At 59.0% G+C, this 19,480-nt stretch carries 23 protein-coding genes and 1 riboswitch; of the genes, 12 read left to right on the top strand and 11 right to left on the bottom strand.

Annotated features, from left to right (window positions below; translation table 11 throughout):
* The first annotated feature begins 117 nt into the window (after window positions 1-117).
* Window positions 118-774, top strand: coding sequence for a peroxiredoxin (locus tag JZY08_RS05895; RefSeq protein WP_003496073.1), 657 nt, complete (start codon window positions 118-120; stop codon window positions 772-774).
* Window positions 775-831: 57 nt separating this feature from the next.
* Here the strand turns inward: JZY08_RS05895 and JZY08_RS05890 are convergent, their stop codons facing one another.
* Entirely contained in the window at window positions 832-1,647 is an 816-nt protein-coding gene (locus JZY08_RS05890; RefSeq protein ID WP_216331304.1) for a nitrile hydratase subunit alpha, read from the bottom strand.
* 31 nt (window positions 1,648-1,678) lie between these two features.
* Window positions 1,679-2,131: a DUF5680 domain-containing protein gene (locus tag JZY08_RS05885; RefSeq protein WP_216331303.1), complete on the bottom strand. Its 453-nt coding sequence runs from the start codon at window positions 2,129-2,131 to the stop codon at window positions 1,679-1,681.
* 165 nt (window positions 2,132-2,296) lie between these two features.
* On the opposite strand from JZY08_RS05885, the gene JZY08_RS05880 reads away from it, so the two are divergent.
* Genes JZY08_RS05880 through fghA form a run of 3 tightly spaced genes read left to right on the top strand, consistent with a single transcriptional unit; the run spans window position 2,297 to window position 4,299 of the window.
* Complete coding sequence (locus tag JZY08_RS05880) at window positions 2,297-2,752, top strand: YaiI/YqxD family protein (RefSeq protein ID WP_003496076.1); 456 nt, start codon at window positions 2,297-2,299, stop codon at window positions 2,750-2,752.
* A gap of 25 nt (window positions 2,753-2,777) precedes the next feature.
* Window positions 2,778-3,437: a DUF1345 domain-containing protein gene (locus JZY08_RS05875; RefSeq protein ID WP_003496077.1), complete on the top strand. Its 660-nt coding sequence runs from the start codon at window positions 2,778-2,780 to the stop codon at window positions 3,435-3,437.
* A gap of 28 nt (window positions 3,438-3,465) precedes the next feature.
* Entirely contained in the window at window positions 3,466-4,299 is an 834-nt protein-coding gene (fghA, locus tag JZY08_RS05870) for an S-formylglutathione hydrolase (RefSeq protein ID WP_216331302.1), read from the top strand.
* Between the two features lie 69 nt (window positions 4,300-4,368).
* Here the strand turns inward: fghA and JZY08_RS05865 are convergent, their stop codons facing one another.
* Window positions 4,369-4,767 (bottom strand): RidA family protein, encoded by a 399-nt coding sequence (locus JZY08_RS05865; protein ID WP_082184226.1) that lies wholly within the window; start codon window positions 4,765-4,767, stop codon window positions 4,369-4,371.
* A gap of 165 nt (window positions 4,768-4,932) precedes the next feature.
* Between JZY08_RS05865 and JZY08_RS05860 the strand changes: the two genes are divergently transcribed.
* The gene (locus tag JZY08_RS05860; protein ID WP_216331301.1) at window positions 4,933-5,526 is read left to right on the top strand and encodes a TetR/AcrR family transcriptional regulator; all 594 of its coding nucleotides are present in this window, start codon (window positions 4,933-4,935) and stop codon (window positions 5,524-5,526) included.
* Between the two features lie 72 nt (window positions 5,527-5,598).
* Here the strand turns inward: JZY08_RS05860 and JZY08_RS05855 are convergent, their stop codons facing one another.
* From JZY08_RS05855 to crcB, 5 genes are all read right to left on the bottom strand, one after another.
* A complete protein-coding gene (locus tag JZY08_RS05855) occupies window positions 5,599-6,087 on the bottom strand; it encodes a hypothetical protein (RefSeq protein WP_035242530.1) in 489 nt (162 codons plus the stop codon).
* A gap of 60 nt (window positions 6,088-6,147) precedes the next feature.
* Window positions 6,148-6,942, bottom strand: a complete 795-nt coding sequence (locus JZY08_RS05850) for an ATP12 family chaperone protein (protein WP_216331300.1) — start codon at window positions 6,940-6,942, stop codon at window positions 6,148-6,150.
* Window positions 6,943-6,972: 30 nt separating this feature from the next.
* Window positions 6,973-7,641 carry an HAD family hydrolase gene (locus JZY08_RS05845; RefSeq protein WP_216331299.1) on the bottom strand — a complete coding sequence of 223 codons (669 nt, stop codon included), beginning with the start codon at window positions 7,639-7,641 and terminating at the stop codon, window positions 6,973-6,975.
* 6 nt (window positions 7,642-7,647) lie between these two features.
* Window positions 7,648-8,637, bottom strand: coding sequence for an RluA family pseudouridine synthase (locus JZY08_RS05840; RefSeq protein ID WP_003496085.1), 990 nt, complete (start codon window positions 8,635-8,637; stop codon window positions 7,648-7,650).
* 66 nt (window positions 8,638-8,703) lie between these two features.
* Entirely contained in the window at window positions 8,704-9,081 is a 378-nt protein-coding gene (gene crcB / locus JZY08_RS05835; RefSeq protein WP_003496087.1) for a fluoride efflux transporter CrcB, read from the bottom strand.
* 203 nt (window positions 9,082-9,284) lie between these two features.
* Between crcB and JZY08_RS05830 the strand changes: the two genes are divergently transcribed.
* Complete coding sequence (locus JZY08_RS05830; RefSeq protein WP_216331298.1) at window positions 9,285-9,605, top strand: hypothetical protein; 321 nt, start codon at window positions 9,285-9,287, stop codon at window positions 9,603-9,605.
* 223 nt (window positions 9,606-9,828) lie between these two features.
* On the opposite strand, the gene JZY08_RS05825 is transcribed toward JZY08_RS05830, so the two are convergent.
* Window positions 9,829-10,812 carry a copper chaperone PCu(A)C gene (locus JZY08_RS05825; RefSeq protein WP_216331297.1) on the bottom strand — a complete coding sequence of 328 codons (984 nt, stop codon included), beginning with the start codon at window positions 10,810-10,812 and terminating at the stop codon, window positions 9,829-9,831.
* An 88-nt stretch (window positions 10,813-10,900) separates the two neighbouring features.
* Complete coding sequence (locus JZY08_RS05820; protein WP_035242532.1) at window positions 10,901-11,281, bottom strand: hypothetical protein; 381 nt, start codon at window positions 11,279-11,281, stop codon at window positions 10,901-10,903.
* A 174-nt stretch (window positions 11,282-11,455) separates the two neighbouring features.
* On the opposite strand from JZY08_RS05820, the gene JZY08_RS05815 reads away from it, so the two are divergent.
* The 6 genes from JZY08_RS05815 to JZY08_RS05790 all read left to right on the top strand — a co-directional run bounded on the left by JZY08_RS05815 (window position 11,456) and on the right by JZY08_RS05790 (window position 18,832).
* Window positions 11,456-11,641: a DUF3008 family protein gene (locus tag JZY08_RS05815; RefSeq protein ID WP_003496099.1), complete on the top strand. Its 186-nt coding sequence runs from the start codon at window positions 11,456-11,458 to the stop codon at window positions 11,639-11,641.
* A 124-nt stretch (window positions 11,642-11,765) separates the two neighbouring features.
* Window positions 11,766-11,853: riboswitch (glycine riboswitch) on the top strand.
* 154 nt (window positions 11,854-12,007) lie between these two features.
* Complete coding sequence (gcvT, locus tag JZY08_RS05810; protein ID WP_216331295.1) at window positions 12,008-13,147, top strand: glycine cleavage system aminomethyltransferase GcvT; 1,140 nt, start codon at window positions 12,008-12,010, stop codon at window positions 13,145-13,147.
* A gap of 28 nt (window positions 13,148-13,175) precedes the next feature.
* Window positions 13,176-13,538, top strand: a complete 363-nt coding sequence (gene gcvH / locus JZY08_RS05805; protein WP_003496104.1) for a glycine cleavage system protein GcvH — start codon at window positions 13,176-13,178, stop codon at window positions 13,536-13,538.
* On the top strand, window positions 13,538-16,402 hold the full coding sequence (gene gcvP, locus JZY08_RS05800; RefSeq protein WP_216331294.1) for an aminomethyl-transferring glycine dehydrogenase: 2,865 nt from the start codon (window positions 13,538-13,540) through the stop codon (window positions 16,400-16,402). The genes gcvH and gcvP overlap by 1 nt, the downstream gene beginning before the upstream one ends.
* Window positions 16,403-16,660: 258 nt before the next feature.
* Window positions 16,661-17,464 (top strand): endonuclease/exonuclease/phosphatase family protein, encoded by an 804-nt coding sequence (locus JZY08_RS05795; RefSeq protein WP_216331293.1) that lies wholly within the window; start codon window positions 16,661-16,663, stop codon window positions 17,462-17,464.
* 267 nt (window positions 17,465-17,731) lie between these two features.
* Complete coding sequence (locus tag JZY08_RS05790) at window positions 17,732-18,832, top strand: diguanylate cyclase (RefSeq protein ID WP_253204052.1); 1,101 nt, start codon at window positions 17,732-17,734, stop codon at window positions 18,830-18,832.
* A 36-nt stretch (window positions 18,833-18,868) separates the two neighbouring features.
* Here the strand turns inward: JZY08_RS05790 and JZY08_RS05785 are convergent, their stop codons facing one another.
* The gene (locus JZY08_RS05785; RefSeq protein ID WP_216331511.1) at window positions 18,869-19,366 is read right to left on the bottom strand and encodes a hypothetical protein; all 498 of its coding nucleotides are present in this window, start codon (window positions 19,364-19,366) and stop codon (window positions 18,869-18,871) included.
* Window positions 19,367-19,480 lie beyond the last annotated feature (114 nt).

The raw sequence follows: 19,480 nt of genomic DNA, 5'->3' as shown, positions 1-19,480 counted from the left end.
CGCGCATCCGATGAAAAGGCTGGCCAATTCACGCAAAAACTCTAAGCTCCTGCGCCTGACACGGATTGCCGAAAAACTTCAGTATTTCAGTTCAAATCATTAGGGAGAAACCCAAAGATGAGCCTTCGTATCAACGACATAGCACCCGATTTCACCGCCGAGACCACGCATGGCCCGGTGAGCTTCCACGACTGGATCGGCGACGGCTGGGCGGTCCTGTTTTCACATCCCAAGAATTTCACGCCGGTCTGCACGACGGAGCTCGGCGCGATGGGCGGCCTGCAGCCGGAATTCGAAAAGCGCGGCGTCAAGATCATCGGCATTTCGGTCGATCCGGTCGAGAGCCATGAGAAGTGGAAGAACGACATCCGCACGGCGACCGGCTTCAACGTCGACTATCCGCTGATCGGCGACAAGGACCTGAAGGTGGCCAAGCTCTATGACATGCTGCCGGCGGGCGCTGGCGAAAGCTCCGAAGGCCGCACGCCGGCCGACAATGCCACCGTGCGCTCCGTCTTTGTCATCGGCCCCGACAAGAAGATCAAGCTGGTCCTCACCTACCCGATGACCACTGGCCGCAACTTCGAGGAAATCCTCCGCGCCATCGATTCCATCCAGCTGACCTCGAAACACCAGGTGGCGACGCCGGCCAACTGGAAGCAGGGCGAGGATGTCATCATTACCGCCGCCGTTTCAAACGAGGATGCGATTGCCCGTTTCGGCTCCTACGACACGGTTCTTCCCTATCTGCGCAAGACAAAGCAGCCTGGCTGATTTGAAAGATGCAATGGGACGATGATCCCTCATCGTCCCGTCCGCTCGCTCTGCACGTTATGACGGGGTATTCTCGCCGGCCTCATGCCTGACGATGCGCAGCATGGGCCGTCCGTCCAGCTCCGCAGCTTCGAACCGAGCGAGAAGATCATAGGACGTGATGGCTTCACCGGCTGCAAAGCGCCTCCCGTTGACGACGAGATGGCCGAGGCCGAATATGGTGAGAAGCACCTCGGTCGCCTCTACCTTCGAAGTGTCAAGAATCAGGTTCGTCTGGCCGAAATGTTCCAGACCCGTTGTCCATGATCTGATTGCTCCTGCCTCCTCCGTCACAAAGGCTCCGAAGGCCAGCATCTCCGCCATTTGCTGCGGTTGATCCAGATGACTGTTTGCATAGTTGAGATAGTCGTCAAGATTGGTGCGGCCAACGATCATATCGAGATAATGCAACGCAACGGCCCGCATCGGAGCGACCTGATGGATGCCGAGCAGGGTTGAGACTATTTCGTTATGCGCGATTTCGGGATCATTCTCATCCGCCATGATGAGGAACCTGAACTCGCATTGGTGCGTCGCATGGCGGAAATCGTCACATGCCGCTTTCGCATCGACGCAAAAGGTCTTTGACCAGTCGATATTGGTCTGCGCGACCGCCGGATATTGGGCCGGTGGAACCGGTGCCATTACCGGCTCGGGCGCGCCAACAAAAACCCTGGTCGACCCGCGCAGGCCGTCAAAGACGCCCTTTTCGCTCAACGGTTCGCATTCATATCCTTCCTCGCCCCATGCCTCAGTCAGAGTCAAACCCGAGATCGCGGGTTCGTTGTCAAAATAGAGTGTCGCCTTGAAATATTGAGCGTCGCCATTTGCCATTGCAGTCCCTGTCCACGGCAATTCGTCTGCTCTACGGCTTTATGATCCCGCCATGATAGTCAAGCCGGTAGGCCTCTATACCTTCCCGATAAATCCGTTCGACGCCAGTGAAAGACCGGAACTCACCCTCATTGGTGTCGACATAGATCATGTCTTCGACCTGATGGGTGAAGCCGCCGAGGAAGCGCCCTTCCCCGTAAAGCGCAGAAAGCGAGCGCTGGATCACCCTGCCCGCCACACCGGCGTCCATCGTCTCGGGGCGGATGATGCGGCCGTAATAGCTCATGGCCCACAGCGGAACACCCCGATGCCAGACGACCTCCTGGCCGATGAAGTCGGTTCCGCCAAAATAGCTGTCGAGATAACGCCAGTCCCCGTCCTGATAGGCCAGATCATGCACGCCGGGGCGAGTGGGTGTCGGGAATTTGTCGCCACCGCTCACATAGGTGTTGGTTTTTGCCTGCACGATGAATTCTTCCAGCATGTGACACCCCTCAAGAAAGAACATAAAGTGAACATATGCGAATTGCGTAATGGCCGCAAGCGTCTGCCCTGTTGCGCCTCGCGCCATATTTTCGAAGATAGCGGGCTTGGTAATCGGGACATTTGCCCTTAAAAGCGACGCAGAAATTATCCGCAAAGAGTATCCATGTCGCAAAATCCGCAGATCTATGTCGATGCTGATGCCTGCCCCGTGAAACCGGAGATACTCAAGGTGGCGGAACGGCATGGGCTGGAAGTGACCTTCGTCGCCAATTCCGGTTTGCGCCCCTCGCGGGATCCGATGGTGAAAAACGTCATCGTATCTGCGGGTTTCGATGCCGCCGACGACTGGATTGCCGACCATGCGGGTGAAAACGATATCGTCATCACTGCCGATGTGCCGCTGGCCGGGCGTTGCGTTGCCAAGGGCGCGTTGGTGACGGGCCCGACGGGCCGCGTTTTCGATCCGTCCAATATCGGCATGGCGACGGCGATGCGCGATCTTGGCGCTCATTTGCGCGAAACCGGCGAGAGCAAGGGATATAATGCGGCTTTTTCGCCGCGCGACCGTTCCGCCTTTCTGGAGACGCTTGACCGTTTCTGCCGCCGTGTCAAAAAATGAGCGCGCAAACAGAAAGGCGCAGCCCATGACCCCGGCCCCCCCGAGAAGCAACGTCTATCGCCGCCATAAACCCTTCGTCATCGCTTTTCTGGCTGGAGCCCTGGGCCTTGCCCTTGCCTTGACGCTGGCACCGTCGCTCGCCATCGAGGTCGCTGCGGTTCTGTTTTTCCTGACCTATCTGACGCTTGCCGCCTTTCACCTGCCGGGACTGACGGCGCAGCATCTGAAGGCCCACGCCGACAGCGACGACCTGCCCGCAATCGCCATCATTGCGATCACGCTGCTTGCGGTCGGCGTTGCCGTCGTGTCGCTGTTTCAGGCGCTCAACCATAGCGGCGAAACGGTCTGGACGCTGCTCATCGCCTTCGCCTCCGTGATCTTCGGATGGCTGACGATCCACACCATGACGGCCATGCATTACGCTCATCTTTACTGGAGGCCGACCACGGTAGACGGCAAGCGCCAGCATCGCGGCGGCATGGATTTTCCGGCAACGAAAGAGCCTTGCGGTTACGACTTCCTCTATTTTTCGGTGGTGATCGGGATGACGGCACAGACATCGGATGTGGGGGTGACCACGACCGCCATGCGCAAGGTCACGCTGCTGCACTCCATCGTCTCCTTTTTCTTCAACACGGTTCTGGTTGCGGCGGCGGTCAATGCCGCAGTCTCGCTTGCAGGCTGAACGGAAATCTTCTCAAGGGAATGGCTTCATGAACATCATTTCGCAAAATACGGCCTTTGGCGGCATGCAGGGCGTATTTTCGCACGCATCCGAAACCCTGAACTGCGAGATGACCTTTGCGGTTTACGTGCCGCCAAAGGCGATCCAGGAGCCCTGCCCGGTTGTCTGGTATCTCTCCGGCCTCACCTGCACCCACGCCAATGTCATGGAAAAGGGTGAATATCGCCGCATGGCTTCCGAACTCGGGCTGATCGTCGTCTGCCCGGACACCAGCCCGCGTGGCAATGACGTGCCCGACGAGCTGACCAACTGGCAGATGGGCAAGGGTGCCGGTTTTTATCTCGACGCCACGCAGGAGCCATGGTCCGAGCATTACCGCATGTACAGCTACGTGACGGAAGAGCTGCCGGCCTTTATCAGCCAGCATTTCCGCGCGGATATGAGCCGCCAGGCCATTTTCGGCCATTCGATGGGAGGGCATGGCGCCATGACCATTGCCCTGAAGAACCCCGACCGCTTCAGAAGCTGCTCCGCCTTTGCTCCCATCGTCGCGCCCTCCTCCGCCGACTGGTCCGAACCGGCGCTGGAAAAATATCTCGGCACGGACCGGGCCGCATGGCGGCAATATGACGCCTGCTCGCTGGTTGAGGACGGCGCCCGTTTTCCTGAATTCCTGATCGACCAGGGCAAGGCCGACAGTTTCCTTGAAAACGGGCTGCGGCCCTGGCTGTTCGAAGAGGCGATCAAGGGCACGGAGATCGGCCTGACACTGCGCATGCACGAGCGTTATGACCACTCCTATTATTTCATCTCCACCTTCATGGACGACCATTTGAGATGGCATGCCGAGCGGCTTGGTTGAAGGGTAGAAGAACGGCGGCGTGACGGCGTTTTCAGAACGCCGTCTCGCAGAGGTTTCCCGAAATAGGAATTATGCGTCTGACGGTATGCGGGCGATAACCTTGATCTCGAAATCGAAACCGGCAAGCCAGTTGACGCCGATTGCCGTCCAGTTCGGGTAAGGCTTTTTGCTGAAAATCTGCTGCTTGACGGCCATGATGGTCCCGAACTGGTTTTCGGGGTCCGTGTGGAACGTCGTTATATCGACAATATCGTCGAACGTGCAGCCGCCCGCTTCCAGCGTCGCCTTGAGATTTGCGAAAGCCAGCTGGACCTGACGTTCAAAATCGGGCTCTGGCGTCCCATCGGAAAGGCTGCCAACCTGCCCTGAAACGAATAGAAGGTCGCCAGACCGGATAGCGGCCGAGTAACCATGCTCCTCGTAAAGAGCGTGTCTGTTTGCGGGAAAAATTGCTTCGCGCTCAGTCATTTTGGATCTCTCTTTTTCATAATTGAATTGGCACCGATGAGCGCAGCAGAGCTTTTCAAAGCTTCACAAGTCGCCTCATTACATATACGGTGCGTATGTGAAATAGCTGACATACACGCCGTATGTCAAGTTCATATACGTGATGCATGTGAATTTGAGGAACCGATGGCGAGACGACGTGCCGAGACAATGGAGGAGAACCGCGCAAGGCTGATCGCAGCTGCGCGCAAGATCTTTGCCGAAAAGGGATATGCGGCTGCATCCATGGACGAGTTGACCGCAGAAGTCGGTCTGACGCGGGGCGCTCTCTATCATAATTTCGGGGATAAACGGGGGCTTCTGGCCGCAGCCGTCAATCAGATTGATTCTGAAATGGCGTCACGCGCCCAGGAAATCGGGGCACGCGCAGGAGACGATTGGCAGGGTTTGCTGGCTGAAGGTGTCGCCTATATCGAGATGGCGCTTGATCCGGAAGTGCAACGTATCGTTCTGCTCGACGGGCCGGCGGTGCTGGGCGATCCGTCGCAATGGCCCAGCCAGAACAATTGCCTGCAGGTAACAAAGCGGACGGTACAACGGCTGATCGAGCAGGGAACCCTCAAACCAGTCGACCCGGAAGCTGCGGCCCGACTTCTAAGTGGCGCCGCGCTCAATGCCGCGCTCTGGATTGCCGCCAGCGACAAGCCCGAGAAAGTCCTGCCGAAGGCTGTCGAGGCCTTCCAAGCCCTGGCCACCGGTCTTCTTAAAAAGCCGGTGTAGGCTCTCGGTGTCTGTAGTCAGTCTTGGAGCAGGATTCCCTGCTCTCTTTTATCTTCAGGTTTCCGCTGCGGTTCACGGAAACAATGCCGTCGCGAGCGTTGTCGGACCGGGCCGGCTCAGCCGGAACTCGCGGATGACACGTTCCGCAACGCCATAGGCAAGTTCCTGCTCGATCGACCGGTTGTCGAAGCTGACGACGGTAGCGGTGAATTTGGCTTCGGCGATTACCTCACCCGTCGCCACGGCGGCGGCGCGCACGATGACCTTGGCGGACGCCCGTTCTCCGAAGAGAAATGGGCCGCGCGTGACGGAAGCGAGGCGGATGGTCAGCACCACGCGCGGTCTGATTTCGCCGCGCGCCGTCGTCTTGATGGCGTTTTGCACCTGCGCATGGATGGATTGCATCAACGCCGGCGCGACATCGGGCCTTGCCGCGACAAATGCGCCGCGCACATCGTAAAGCAGCCGGTCGGCATTGGTCGCTTCCGGTTCAAGCCTGAAAGACATGAGCGTGAAACACGCCAGCACAACGATGCCAAGGCGTTTCAGCATTATGATCATGATCTGCGGCTCCCCTAACGTGAGGTAACCGCATGTTCTGATATCAGGGTTAGAAAAGCGTTAAGACGCCCTCTTCAGCGCCTCGAGAACATTGAGGGCCGCGCGCATGTCGATGAGCCTGACGGCGCGGCGCTCCAGCGCCTCCTCGTCCTCGCCCCATTGCTCGGCGGTCCAGTCCTCATCAAGATGCGCCAGCGCCCAGGTTTCCTCGAGCGTCAGCTCTCCTTCCGCCAGCGCCAGCGCCAGAATGGCGGAGCCGGTCAGCGACGTCATGGTGTGCAGGGCGGCAAGCGCGATCGGCTTATCGTATTTTCTGAGCGTGACGGAAAAGGCAGCGATAGCTTCCTTCGGCTGCTCGCGATGCATGACGCCTTCAACAAGGATAAAGCGCGCGCCAAGCACATTGGCTGCCCAGTCAAGCACAGGATCCCAATGGTCCGTCTGGCGTTGAACCAGTGCGGCCGGATCGCCGGCGCGGTAGCACAGAAGATCGGATGAGGAGAACCGGAGTATATCCTCAAAAACGGCCTGGGTGTCGTTGGCGACACCGTCAATGGCCGTATTCACATGCCGGGATACGGGCATGACCACCGGATTGACGACGTCCGTCTGCGCATCCCATTCATCGCGAAGCAGGCCGGCAAGCGCCTTTGACGGCACGATGAGCGGCTTCTTGGCGGGTGTGCGCAACGGCTTGCCATCGAGGAGGATGGTGAAGCCGCCATCTTCGGCTTCCGCGACGGTGACATCCTTATAGAAGCGCTTCGGCAAAGGCTTCTGCATCTGGATTTGCGCGCGCAGGATCGGATCGGGATGGCTCAGGCCCTCCGTAAGGTCGTTCAGGAGATCACGCATGGCACGTCCTCATCAGTCGAATAGAAAGGGTTATTCAGGAATATCGGCGGGAACATAGGCCGAAATTTCGCGCGGGTGGCTGACAACCGCATCGGCGCCGGCCTTCCAGAGGTCATCGACCGAGGCGTATCCCCAGGCGACGCCGATCGCCTTTGCGCCTGCAGCCTTTGCCATCTGCATATCATAGATCGCATCGCCGATGACGACAGTGTCGGCCGGAACCATGCCGGTTTCATGGCAGCATTCCATCACCATGGCCGGATGTGGTTTGGAAGGACAATCATCCGCCGTGCGCGAAACAATGAAATGATCGGTAAAACCATGCGTTTCGAGAATATGGGTCAGGCCGCGACGGCCTTTGCCGGTGACCGCTCCGACCAGCACATCGTCCCGCTTCGAAAGCGTATCGATCAGCGCGGCGATGCCGTCGAAAAGCGGCTCGATCATGCCCGGACGGGCGCGGACCGGATGATAGATTTCCTTGTAGCGCTGCGTCATCGCCAGCGCCTCGTCATCCACATGCGTCTTGCCGAGCATGCGGGCTATGGCGATATCGAGCGTCAGGCCGATGATCGCCTTGGTCTGCGAGATATCCGGACGCGGCTTTCCGAAATCGGCAAAGGTATCGGACATGACGGCATGGATGAGGCCGGCGCTGTCAACCAGCGTGCCGTCGCAATCGAAAAGAACGAGTTTCATCGACTTTTAGTCTTCCCTGTCGCCATCGGCCACGTCTAGACCGAGCAAGTTCCAAGTCTGTACCATATGCGGCGGCAAAGGCGCGCTGACGCGAAGCCGGCCGCCATTCGGATGCGGAATGTCGATATGGCGCGCATGCAGATGCAGGCGCTTCTGGATGCCGCCCGGAAAGTCCCAGTTCGGATCGTCGATATAATATTTCGGATCGCCGATGATCGGGTGTCCCATATGCAGGGCGTGGACGCGCAGCTGGTGGGTACGGCCGGTATAGGGCTCCATCTCGAGCCAGGCGAGGTTTTGCGCGGCGGTATCGATGACACGGTAATAGGAAATGGCGTGATCCGCCCCCTCCTCGCCGTGCTTGGCGATGCGCATGCGGTCGCCGTCCGCCGTCTGTTCCTTGACCAGCCAGGTGGAAATCTTGTCCTGATGCTTGCGAGGAACGCCCTTGACCAGTGCCCAATAGGTCTTCTTGGTATCCCGCTCGCGGAAGGCGGCCGTCAGCTTCTGCGCAGCGCCCCGGGTGCGGGCGACCACCAGCACGCCGGAGGTGTCGCGGTCGAGGCGGTGCACCAGACGCGGCTTTTCACCCTTCGGGCTGGTCCAGGCCTCCAGAAGTCCGTCGATGTGGCGGTTGACGCCGGAGCCGCCCTGAACGGCAATGCCGGCCGGCTTGTTGAAAACGAATACCTTGTCGTCCTCATGCAGGAGCATGCGCGCCAGAAGCTCCGCGTCTTCGGAATGCTTGAGGTCCCTCGAGCCGATCGGTCCGCTTTTGACCCTGAGGTCGGAATCGACCGGCGGCACGCGCACCATCTGTCCCGGCTGCACTCTCGCATCCGTCTTTACCCGGCCGCCATCCACGCGCACCTGTCCGGAGCGCAACAGCTTCTGCAATTGCCCGAAACCCAACCCCGGATAGTGAATCTTGAACCAGCGATCGAGGCGCATACCGGCCTCGTCGGCCTCGACCTTGATATGCTCGATACCTGCCATGAAATTTCCAGTCTCTCTGTCCTGATCGCACGCCCATATCTGTGGCGCGCCGTTTGGATCAAGCCTTTAGAACAAACTGCGGCCCAAGGCCAGCCCGGCGAAAACCGCGGCTATGGAAACCACAAGACTTGTAATGACGTAAACGGCCGAAAGACCGAGCGCGCCGCGTTCAAAAAGCGCAACCGCATCGAGCGAGAAGGACGAAAAGGTTGTGAACCCGCCGAGCACGCCGGTGACGAGGAACAGCCGCATTTCCATCGACGCATTGAGACGCCTTGCCACAAGCTCGACCAAAAGACCGATCAGGAACGACCCGGCCACATTGACCGCCAGCGTTCCCCAGGGAAAGTTCGGCCCCGCCAGCCGCACACTCCAGACACCGACCAGATAACGGAATACGGAACCGATTGCGCCGCCTGCGGCGACGAGAACGATATTCACCATGAGGGATTGTCTCCGGAGGAAATTGCCGGACCGGGCTGTCCGATGCATTTCTAGACCATAGAAACGGCACGCGAAACCCCTTTGTCTGGCACTTTCGTCCATTAAAATACGATTAAATTACAGCTGCGCGATTTAGCCTTCCAACAAGGCGCAGATGCTAATCTCCGTTCTTTAAGAGGTCGGCGAAGATGGCCGGAGGTTGGATGACACAGGTTCTTTCCGTTTCAGCAAATACGGCTGCCTATGCGCTTGAGGCCGTGAAGCCTTCGCAGCGCGTGCCGCGCAGAACTGAGGTTGAAGAGGCCATTCACGAACTGGCGCGCAAGGCGGAACATGGAGACGACTTCCAGCTCAGATCCCTGATGACGGCGATCAAGCCGCCCGCCCTGACGCTTTATTTCCTGACAGTCGCCAGCCAGCGTCACGAACGACAGGCGACACTCGATCAGGCCGTGGAAGCCTATGAGGAAAATAACGCGAAAACCTATTCTGAAAATATCAATACAAATCAAATCGATATATGAATATTCTAATCTTATCTCTTATATCCGGAACATCTAATGTTCCGCTTTTGCATTCAGGCTGATGTCAGGCTGTTTTTCTAAATATTTCTCACCGAATGCCGGAAAAATCACGGAGGCGATGGCCATCACGCCTTTTCCGTCACGGCGCTGAAAGCAAGGACATAATCTAAAAAACTTGCGGCTACCGGACTTGTCACGCGTTCCGGTAGCCGTTTTTTAGTTCTCAATTATGCTGGTGAGCATCGCCCTTGGCCGAGCCGGCGGAAAGCACGATCTCGACCTTACCGGCCTTTTCAAAGATCAGTGTTACCGGCACCTTGTCGCCTTCGGCAAAAGGCTTCTTCACGTTGAAGAACATCATGTGCAGGCCGCCCGGCTTCAACTCCACGGTCTGGCCGGCGGGAATGACGACGCCGTCATCCAGCTTGCGCATCTTCATGACGTCGTTGACCATGGCCATTTCGTGAATTTCGGCACGGCCGGCGGCTGAGGATTCGACGCCAATCAGCTTGTCGTCACTGTCACCGGTATTCTTGATCGTCACGTAACCGCCGCCAACGGGCTGACCCGGCAGCATCGCCTTTGTCGTGCCGGCGGAGAGTTCGAGGCTGCCGGCCTTTGCGACATCCATATTCATGTCCATGTCCATAGCCATGGCAGAGTGATCATGTCCGCCCGCATGGGCCTTTTCGGTAACACGGATGGTCGGAGCCGGGCTTTTCAGTGAATGAGGATCGACACCAGCGGCCGCCACCTCATCCCACGAAACCTTGCCCTTGTCGCCGCAAAGCTGCGTCACCTTGAAGGGCAGGTCCTGCCCCGCCTCTATGCCGGAAATTTTTCCCTGCACGGCAAAGGTGTCGTAGAACTCGTCCGGCAGGTTGCCGCCTTTCCAGCGGATTTCGACCGGCCCGCTTTTGATCTCCTTGCCGTGGTTCTTGTAGGCCTTCTGATAGTCGCCCTTGATGATCTCCAGCTCCCAGCCGGCCTTTGGCTGTGGCTTGGCGGAAATGAAGCCTTCCGGCAGCTTGATCTGCACTTCGGTGGTGGCAAGTCCGCCATCGCAACCATGCGGTACCTGAAGTGCGGCAACGATGGTGCTGTCCTGTTCGGCCGAACCGTCAACGAAGGTCGCGTGAGCGAAAGCTTGTGCCGTCGAGACGGAGGCCATGAACAGGGTGCAGGTGATGATCTTGGTGGTTTTCATGTGTCTTGTCCTTGCGACTGATGCCAATAAAGCAGTGCAGCCATTGCTTGCCGCCAGCCGGCGGCGATGATCCTGTGAAGCGAAGAGATCAGGCGGACAGGGATGGCGGGCCGCGTGCAGCCGGTTTGCGGATCGTCAGGACCGAGCGGAAAGTCCACTCTGCGGATAAGCGATTTTCGAGCCAGGCGAATTCTGTTCTGAGCCAGCCCGCCGCATCGGGGACCGGCACAAGAATGGATGAGGCCAGCAGGCACGCCTCACAAAACAGGATTGCGTCGCTGGAATGGGCGGGGCCATCCTTGGCATGCGAGGCATTCACCCCACCGCTGTGGCCCAGACAAATCTCGGCAAAGGTTCCGTCCGGCAGCCGGTAGCTCTCATCGAGCACGACTTCCGGGGCGGCGGCAAGTGCAGGCTTATGCGCGAAACCGAGCGACAACATCAGGGCTGCACAGAAAATGCGAAGCATTTTCTCCACCCCTGCCAGCCGTCGTTTTCGATTTACGTCCATATTCTCGCGATACCCCTCTTTCTCGCCGATTTCAAAGGGGAATTTTGCCGCAGCCCCAACCTCTCGAAGGGAACCATCGTTGGAGCGCAACATTTCCCTCGCGACAAGACCGTTCCGGAAGGAGGATCCGACATGCCAGCCAAGTCGAAAGCGCAACAGAAAGCAGCAGGTGCGGCACTGGCCGCAAAACGCGGCGAAGTCAAAAAATCCAGTTTACAAGGTGCTTCAAAAAGCATGGAGAAGTCCATGACAGAAAAGGAACTTGATGAACTGGCATCGACAAAACGAAAGGGCCTGCCGGAGAAAAAATCAGACTGATGGCACACCGCTTCCAAACTATCGACTGCGTCTTTCGGTGGCGATGGCGCAGATGGAGCAAGAATCTGTTCAGATGCGTCATTTGGTCCTTGCCAACAGCGGGGCTTCGCAGATAATGAGCGTCGCATCACCATTGGGAGAAGCCGCTTCAATGCGGTGCCGAAGGAGCAACCGCCCCGGAAACTCTCAGGCAAAAGGACCAGCGGTGATGACGGAACTCTGGAGAGAAGCCACCTTTCATAAGGACGGCTCGCCGAAGGGATAACAATCTCAGGCGACAAGGACAGAGGGGGCTCTTGAACCCGGCGTGTTTTTCACGCCATGACCTGAGCCCGCGCGATTTTTCGCGCAACCCTGGAGGCGTCCTTGGACGATACCGCCGAGCTTGACATCACGCCGTTGCATTCCCTGCATCTTTCGCTTGGCGCCCGCATGGTGCCATTCGCCGGTTACGACATGCCGGTGCAATATCCGGCGGGCGTTCTGAAGGAGCATCTTCAGACCCGCACCTCCGCCGGCCTGTTCGACGTATCCCACATGGGCCAGGTGATCGTGAAGGCGAAGTCCGGCAACAATGCCGACGCAGCGCTTGCACTGGAAAAGCTGGTGCCAGTCGATATTCTCGGTCTCAAGGAAGGCCGCCAGCGCTACGGTTTCTTCACCGATGAGAACGGCTGCATCCTGGACGACCTGATGATCACCAATCGCGGCGATCATCTTTTTGTCGTCGTCAACGCGGCCTGCAAGGACGCCGATGTCGCCCATATGAAGGCGCATCTTTCCGACGACTGTGAAATTACCCTGCTCGATGATCGGGCGCTGATCGCGCTTCAGGGACCGCGCGCTGAAGCGGTTCTGGCCGAACTGTGGGCAGGCATCTCCGAAATGAAGTTCATGGATGTGCTGGAAATTCCGCTGCATGACGTGCCCTGCATCGTCTCCCGTTCCGGTTATTCCGGCGAGGACGGTTTTGAGATTTCCGTGCCCGCCGCAAAGGCGGAAGAGATTGCCAAGGCCCTGCTCGAACATCCCGATTGCGAGCCGATAGGTCTTGGCGCGCGTGACAGCCTGCGTCTGGAAGCCGGCCTTTGTCTTTATGGCAATGATATCGACACCACGACCTCCCCCATCGAAGCTTCGCTCGAATGGGCGATCCAGAAGGCTCGCCGCGCTGGCGGCGACCGCGAGGGCGGTTTTCCCGGCGCAGAGCGCATTCTCGGCGAACTGAAAGACGGCACGTCGCGCCGTCGCGTCGGCCTGAAGCCCGAGGGCAAGGCGCCGGTGCGCGGCCATTCGAAGCTGTTTGCGGATGCCGAAGGCAAGACGGAGATCGGTGAAGTGACCTCGGGCGGCTTCGGCCCGTCGGTCGAAGGCCCCGTCGCCATGGGTTACGTGCCAACGGCCTACACGGCTCCCGGCACGGCGATCTTTGCGGAAGTGCGCGGCAAATATCTGCCCGTCACCGTCGCTGCCCTGCCGTTCATCAAGCCCACCTACAAACGATAATCTTCATCCCATCTCCGGAGAAAATACGATGCTGAAATTTACCGCAGAACACGAATGGCTGAAGTTCGAAGGCGATATCGCCACCGTTGGCATCACCAGCCACGCCGCTGAACAGCTTGGCGATCTCGTTTTTGTCGAATTGCCGGAAGTGGGCGCCACCTTCTCCAAGGATGGCGACGCGGCGACCGTTGAATCCGTCAAGGCGGCTTCCGATGTCTATTGTCCGCTGGATGGCGAAGTGGTGGAAATCAATCAGGCCATCGTCGACGATCCCTCGCTGGTCAATTCCGATCCGCAGGGTGCCGGCTGGTTCTTCAAGCTGAAGCTCTCCAACGCCGCAGATGCCGAGACGCTGCTCGACGAGGCAGCCTACAAGGAGCTGATCGCGTAATGACGACGCCCACAGAATTCCATTTCACCGACTATCAGCCCTATGATTTTGCCAACCGGCGTCACATCGGGCCGTCGCTGTCGGAAATGACGGAGATGCTGAAGGTCATCGGCTACAAGAGCCTCGATGCCCTGATCGACGCCACCGTTCCCTCCTCCATCCGCCAGAAGGTACCGCTGACCTGGGGTGCTGCGCTGACCGAACGCGAGGCGCTCGACCGCCTGCGCGAAACGGCCAACAAGAACCAGGTGCTGACCTCGCTGATCGGCCAGGGCTATTACGGCACGATCACGCCGCCGGTCATCCAGCGCAACATTCTGGAAAATCCGGCCTGGTACACGGCCTATACGCCCTACCAGCCGGAAATCAGCCAGGGCCGTCTTGAGGCGCTGCTGAACTACCAGACCATGGTCTGCGATCTGACCGGCCTCGATGTCGCCAACGCATCGCTGCTCGATGAGGCGACGGCGGCTGCCGAAGCCATGGCCATGTGCCAGCGCGTCGCCAAGTCCAAGGCGACTGCCTTCTTCGTGGATGCCAATTGCCATCCGCAGACCATCGCGCTGATCGAGACCCGCGCGGCCCCGCTTGGTTGGAAGGTGATCGTCGGCAACCCGTTCACCGATCTCGACCCGGTCGACGTGTTCGGCGCGATCTTCCAGTATCCGGGCACCCACGGCCATGTCAGCGATTTCTCCGGTCTGATTTCCCGCCTGCACCAGACCGGCGCGATTGCCGCCGTCGCCGCCGATCTTCTGGCGCTGACGCTGTTGAAGTCACCCGGCGAGATGGGCGCGGATATCGCCATCGGCACCTCGCAGCGTTTCGGCGTTCCGGTCGGTTACGGTGGCCCACATGCTGCCTATATGTCAGTGAAGGATGCGCATAAGCGCTCCATGCCCGGCCGTCTGGTCGGCGTTTCGGTCGATGCGCGTGGCAACCGCGCCTATCGCCTGTCGCTGCAGACACGCGAGCAGCATATCCGCCGCGAAAAGGCCACCTCCAACATCTGCACGGCGCAGGTGCTGCTGGCCGTTATGGCCTCGATGTATGGCGTCTTCCACGGCCCGCAGGGCATCAAGGCGATCGCCCAGCAGACCCACCAGAAGGCCGTGCTGATGGCCAAGGGGCTGGAAAAGCTCGGCTACACCATCGAGCCGGAGACCTTCTTCGATACGATCACCGTCGAAGTCGGTCACATGCAGGGCGTCATCCTGCGCTCGGCTGTTGCCGAAGGCGTGAACCTGCGCAAGGTGGGCGCGACCAAGATCGGCATGAGCCTTGACGAGCGCACGCGCCCGGCAACGCTGGAAGCCGTGTGGCGCGCATTTGGCGGCAATTTCTCGATCTCGGATTTCGAGCCGGAATATCGCCTTCCGAAAGAGCTGCTGCGCACCAGCCAGTACATGACGCATCCGATCTTCCACATGAACCGTGCCGAAAGCGAGATGACCCGTTACATCCGCCGCCTTTCGGACCGTGATCTCGCGCTCGACCGCTCGATGATCCCGCTCGGTTCCTGCACCATGAAGCTGAACGCAACTGCGGAGATGCTGCCGATCACCTGGCCGGAATTCTCCGACATCCATCCCTTCGTGCCGGCCGATCAGGCGCTCGGCTACAAGGAGATGATCGACGATCTCTCCGAAAAGCTGTGCTCGGTCACCGGTTACGACGCCTTCTCCATGCAGCCAAATTCCGGCGCGCAGGGGGAATATGCCGGGCTTCTGACCATCCGCAACTACCACCTCGCCAATGGCGGCACCCATCGCGACGTCTGCCTCATTCCGACGTCGGCGCATGGCACCAACCCTGCCTCCGCACAGATGGTCGGCATGAAAGTCGTGCCGGTGAAGGTGCGTGACAATGGCGACATCGATATCGATGATTTCCGTGCAAAAGCAGAGCAGTATGCGGAAAACCTCTCGTGCTGCATGATCACCTATCCGTCCACCCACGGCGTGTTCGAGGAGACGGTTCGCGAGATCTGCGAGATCACCCACAAGCATGGTGGACAGGTCTATCTCGACGGCGCCAACATGAACGCCATGGTCGGTCTCGCCCGTCCCGGCGATATCGGTTCTGATGTTTCGCATCTCAACCTGCACAAGACTTTCTGCATTCCGCATGGCGGCGGTGGTCCGGGCATGGGGCCGATCGGCGTCAAGGCGCATCTTGCTCCCTATCTTCCCGGCCATCCTTCGACGGACGGTCGCGAGGGTGCGGTTTCGGCTGCCCCCTTCGGCTCGCCCTCGATCCTGCCGATCTCCTGGAGCTATTGCCTGATGATGGGCGGCGAAGGGCTGACGCAGGCGACCAAGGTTGCGATCCTCAACGCCAACTACATTGCTGAGCGGCTGAAGGGCGCTTACGACGTGCTCTACAAGTCCGAAACGGGACGTGTGGCGCATGAGTGCATCATCGACACCCGGCCCTTGGCGGATAGCTGCGGTGTGACGGTGGACGATGTTGCAAAGCGCCTCATCGACTGCGGTTTCCACGCGCCGACCATGAGCTGGCCGGTTGCCGGCACGCTGATGATCGAGCCGACGGAATCCGAGACCAAGGCGGAAATCGACCGTTTCTGCGATGCCATGCTGGCGATCCGTGAGGAAGCCCGCGACATCGAGGAAGGCCGTGCGGACAAGACCAACAATCCGCTGAAAAACGCCCCGCATACGGTGGAAGACCTCGTCGGCGAGTGGGATCGCCCCTATAGCCGCGAAAAGGGCTGCTTCCCGCCCGGCGCCTTCCGCATCGACAAATACTGGTCGCCGGTCAACCGCATCGACAATGTCTATGGCGACCGCAACCTCATCTGCACCTGCCCGCCGATGGAGGCTTACGCCGAAGCGGCTGAATAAGGCATTCGGTGAAAACGAACACGAAGGCCCGGAGCGATCCGGGCCTGGAGTAATGGGCGAATATCTCCAGACGCTCACCGTCATCCTCGGGTCAAGCCCGAGGATGACGGTCGAGAGGCTCAGCAGCCTGCGTAAAGAACGATCCATTCTTTCATATTTCACCTGCAAGATTTCCGGCTTCCAGGAAAGGGTGAGACGATTGATCGCTCCTCGTTCCATGCTAAACCGGTTCGTGAAATCCTTGGCCATGGAGAGGAAATGCGTCTGATCTGCCTGAACGGCTGGGGTGGCAAACTCCACGACGAGCTTGTTTCTTATCTCACTGCATCCGCCCCCGATATTCTGTGCCTGCAGGAAGTCATTCATACTCCGGCGGCCACGCAGGAGTGGCTGACCTATCGCGATCACGGCATTGACCTGCCGCAGCGGGCGAATTTTCTGCGTGACGTCGCCGAAGCCTTGCCTGATCATCTGGCAATCTTCTGCCCAGCGGCGCAGGGCGATCTCTTTCATGGTGAGATCAATTATCCCTCCCAATGGGGGCTGGCGACCTTCGTGCGCAAATCCATTGCCATTGTCGCGCAGGCCCAGGGTTTCGTGCATGGCGCTTTCTCCGCCGACGGATACGGCGATCACCCAAGGTCGCGCACCGGCCATGCCATCCGTGTCTTTGATTTCGCGGCCGGCCAGCCAGCCGTCATCGCCCATATGCACGGGCTGCGTGACCTCGATGGCAAACATGACAGCCCTGCCCGTCTGGCGCAGGCAAAGCGCCTCGTTCAGCTTGTCAAAAACATTATGGAAGAAGGCGACAGGATCATCGTCTGCGGCGATTTTAATGTTCTGCCTGACAGCGAGACATTCGCGGTGCTGAAAGAGCTGGATCTTGTCGAACTCGTCACGACACGCGGCTTCACCGACACGCGGACATCGCATTACGCCAAACAGAACCGTTATGCGGATTACATGCTGGTCAACCCGGCCGTGAAGGTCGATCACTTCAATGTCGTGAGACAGCCGGAAGTCTCGGATCATTGCCCTCTGCTGCTCGAATTCAGCTAAGCATTTGCATTGCCGACAGCCTAGTTTGAGCGTTTTCGCTTTTCTTCGGATCACGAAAAACACTCTAACTTTTTATTTTGTCGCATTTCCGGACGGAAAACCGGTGGCCACTTTTCCTGGAAATGCTCCATGCACGGGTAAAGAAGCGGGATTGAAATTCATGCGAAGGCAAAGATATAAGGGCTTTCGCCGTAAAGCTTTGTTCATCCGCGGCCCTTAAATCCGGCTATGCTTTCTACCGTCGTCACATCGCTGAGCATCGTTGTCGTGAGCCTGCTTTTTGGCGTGGCGCTGCTGGTCGCTTGGCGGCATTTCGGGCTGAAGCAACACGCCATGATCTGGGCCCTGTCCTTCATGTCGTCAGCCATCGGCCACGGGCTGCGCATTGTTGGCGGATTGTTTCCCGATCATCAATCGCTGACGGCCATGCTCGCCTGCCATGCCTCGATCGGCAGTTTCGCACTGCTGGCTTGGGGTTTCCGTCTGCGGGCAAAACGCAACAGCAACAGTGTTGCGATCGTATGGATCATTTCCACCCTGTTCATTCTTGTGGTCTGGGCTTTCCAGCTCGTGGAATGGCGCATGGCCTCGCGAATGATGACGGCCATTGCCGATGCGGCATTGGTCGGCATCATCGTGCATACGTTGAGGCGGGCGACCGGCGTCGGACGAACCGTCCGCTGGGCCATGACCGTCTTTGGCATTTATATCACGAGCGTTGCAGTCGCCGCCTGGCTTGCGCGATCCGGCGGTGAGATTTCCGACGCGGCCTTCATCATCGTCCTGTCGATCGGTACGCCGACCGGCATGATCGCAAGCGGCATCCTGACGCTTCTGATCGTCTCCGCCGATCTTGCCGGCGAACTGCAGCGGCAGGCGCGATATGATTTCCTGACCGGCCTCTTCAACCGTCGCGGTTTCGAGGAGGGCGTCATGGCAAGGACGGCCCGGCCCCGCGGCGAAAGAGGAATCGTGGTCGTGACCGACCTCGACCGCTTCAAGGCGATCAACGACCGCTTCGGCCATGCGACGGGTGACGAGGTGATCCGTCGTTTTGCCGATCATATTCGCGGTTTCGTCGGTGCCGACGACATGGCGGGACGAATGGGCGGAGAGGAATTTGCGCTGTTCATGGCCCGCCCGGATATTGCGGAGGCAACGGCGCTGGTTGAAAACATCCGCCAGGGCGTGCCTGCGCTGTTTTTGGATTTTCCAGCGGATGTTCCCGTGACCGCCAGTTTCGGGCTGACCTCGATACGTCCGGGCGAAGACTTTTCATCAGCCTATGCCCGTGCCGATGCGGCACTTTACCGTTCCAAGAATAGCGGGCGCAATAAAACCGTGGCGGATATTGCCAACGTCTCCTGAGACAGTACCATTCCGGGACCGGTTAAGGGACGCCGATTAGCGCACAAGCCGGATATCGCTTGTCACCACCGTCTTGCCGGTCCTGCCGTCCTTGTCGGTGGTGCGCAGCCGCAGGCCATTGTCACCGACCTTTTCGATGGTCATGGCCGCGACGCGGTCGCCATTGATTTCGCGGTTCCAGCGGACGGTGAGATTGATCGCATTTCCCTCGCGGTTGCCGGCCAGCGCCGAAGGACGGCCGGAGGGGCCGGTATAGGTGCCGCTGTAACGCCCGCCGGTTGCGGCAAGATCAGCAGCGATAGCGCGTCTTACAACCACGAGACCACGACAGGTGCCCGACATGCGCAGCGCCGTCGCCTTTGCGTCGGAACTCAATGTGCAATTGACATTGATCGGCGGCATGCCGATGCGGGTGATCACCGTTCCCTTGCCAGTCCATTTGCCTTCCAGCGACGACAGGAAGGAGCTTTCGTCGGCGGCTGCAGGCATCGCGGCGAAAAATCCCGCCGTTACGGCGATGATTGAGGTGCGGATTGTTCCAGTTTTTTTCATTGGGCGACTTCGTCGGTTCGGTTTCGTTTGAAAGCTAACGCGCGATCGCCGCAGGATGTTCCAGCCCGTTGAATTGCCGCCCCAACACCGCAACCG

Origin of the sequence: Rhizobium sp. X9 (assembly GCF_018873185.1) — a bacterium.
In the GTDB taxonomy this organism is placed as follows: Bacteria; Pseudomonadota; Alphaproteobacteria; order Rhizobiales; family Rhizobiaceae; genus Agrobacterium; species Agrobacterium oryzihabitans.
The sequence above is the reverse complement of the archived record's forward strand: the minus strand, read 5'-3'. Positions and strand labels throughout refer to the sequence as shown.

Excerpts from the sequence above, each read along its gene's own strand:
- crcB (WP_003496087.1), bottom strand. The coding sequence starts at position 9,081 with ATGGTGAATATCGTTCTCGTCGCCGCAGGCGGCGCAATCGGTTCCGTA.
- JZY08_RS05855 (WP_035242530.1), bottom strand. The coding sequence starts at position 6,087 with ATGATCATAATGCTGAAACGCCTTGGCATCGTTGTGCTGGCGTGTTTC.
- JZY08_RS05895 (WP_003496073.1), top strand. The coding sequence starts at position 118 with ATGAGCCTTCGTATCAACGACATAGCACCCGATTTCACCGCCGAGACC.
- JZY08_RS05825 (WP_216331297.1), bottom strand. The coding sequence starts at position 10,812 with ATGAAAACCACCAAGATCATCACCTGCACCCTGTTCATGGCCTCCGTC.
- JZY08_RS05885 (WP_216331303.1), bottom strand. The coding sequence starts at position 2,131 with ATGCTGGAAGAATTCATCGTGCAGGCAAAAACCAACACCTATGTGAGC.
- gcvH (WP_003496104.1), top strand. The coding sequence starts at position 13,176 with ATGCTGAAATTTACCGCAGAACACGAATGGCTGAAGTTCGAAGGCGAT.
- JZY08_RS05880 (WP_003496076.1), top strand. The coding sequence starts at position 2,297 with ATGTCGCAAAATCCGCAGATCTATGTCGATGCTGATGCCTGCCCCGTG.
- JZY08_RS05795 (WP_216331293.1), top strand. The coding sequence starts at position 16,661 with ATGCGTCTGATCTGCCTGAACGGCTGGGGTGGCAAACTCCACGACGAG.
- JZY08_RS05890 (WP_216331304.1), bottom strand. The coding sequence starts at position 1,647 with ATGGCAAATGGCGACGCTCAATATTTCAAGGCGACACTCTATTTTGAC.
- JZY08_RS05815 (WP_003496099.1), top strand. The coding sequence starts at position 11,456 with ATGCCAGCCAAGTCGAAAGCGCAACAGAAAGCAGCAGGTGCGGCACTG.
- JZY08_RS05845 (WP_216331299.1), bottom strand. The coding sequence starts at position 7,641 with ATGAAACTCGTTCTTTTCGATTGCGACGGCACGCTGGTTGACAGCGCC.
- JZY08_RS05850 (WP_216331300.1), bottom strand. The coding sequence starts at position 6,942 with ATGCGTGATCTCCTGAACGACCTTACGGAGGGCCTGAGCCATCCCGAT.
- fghA (WP_216331302.1), top strand. The coding sequence starts at position 3,466 with ATGAACATCATTTCGCAAAATACGGCCTTTGGCGGCATGCAGGGCGTA.
- JZY08_RS05860 (WP_216331301.1), top strand. The coding sequence starts at position 4,933 with ATGGCGAGACGACGTGCCGAGACAATGGAGGAGAACCGCGCAAGGCTG.
- JZY08_RS05865 (WP_082184226.1), bottom strand. The coding sequence starts at position 4,767 with ATGACTGAGCGCGAAGCAATTTTTCCCGCAAACAGACACGCTCTTTAC.
- JZY08_RS05840 (WP_003496085.1), bottom strand. The coding sequence starts at position 8,637 with ATGGCAGGTATCGAGCATATCAAGGTCGAGGCCGACGAGGCCGGTATG.
- JZY08_RS05875 (WP_003496077.1), top strand. The coding sequence starts at position 2,778 with ATGACCCCGGCCCCCCCGAGAAGCAACGTCTATCGCCGCCATAAACCC.
- JZY08_RS05830 (WP_216331298.1), top strand. The coding sequence starts at position 9,285 with ATGACACAGGTTCTTTCCGTTTCAGCAAATACGGCTGCCTATGCGCTT.
- gcvP (WP_216331294.1), top strand. The coding sequence starts at position 13,538 with ATGACGACGCCCACAGAATTCCATTTCACCGACTATCAGCCCTATGAT.
- JZY08_RS05820 (WP_035242532.1), bottom strand. The coding sequence starts at position 11,281 with ATGCTTCGCATTTTCTGTGCAGCCCTGATGTTGTCGCTCGGTTTCGCG.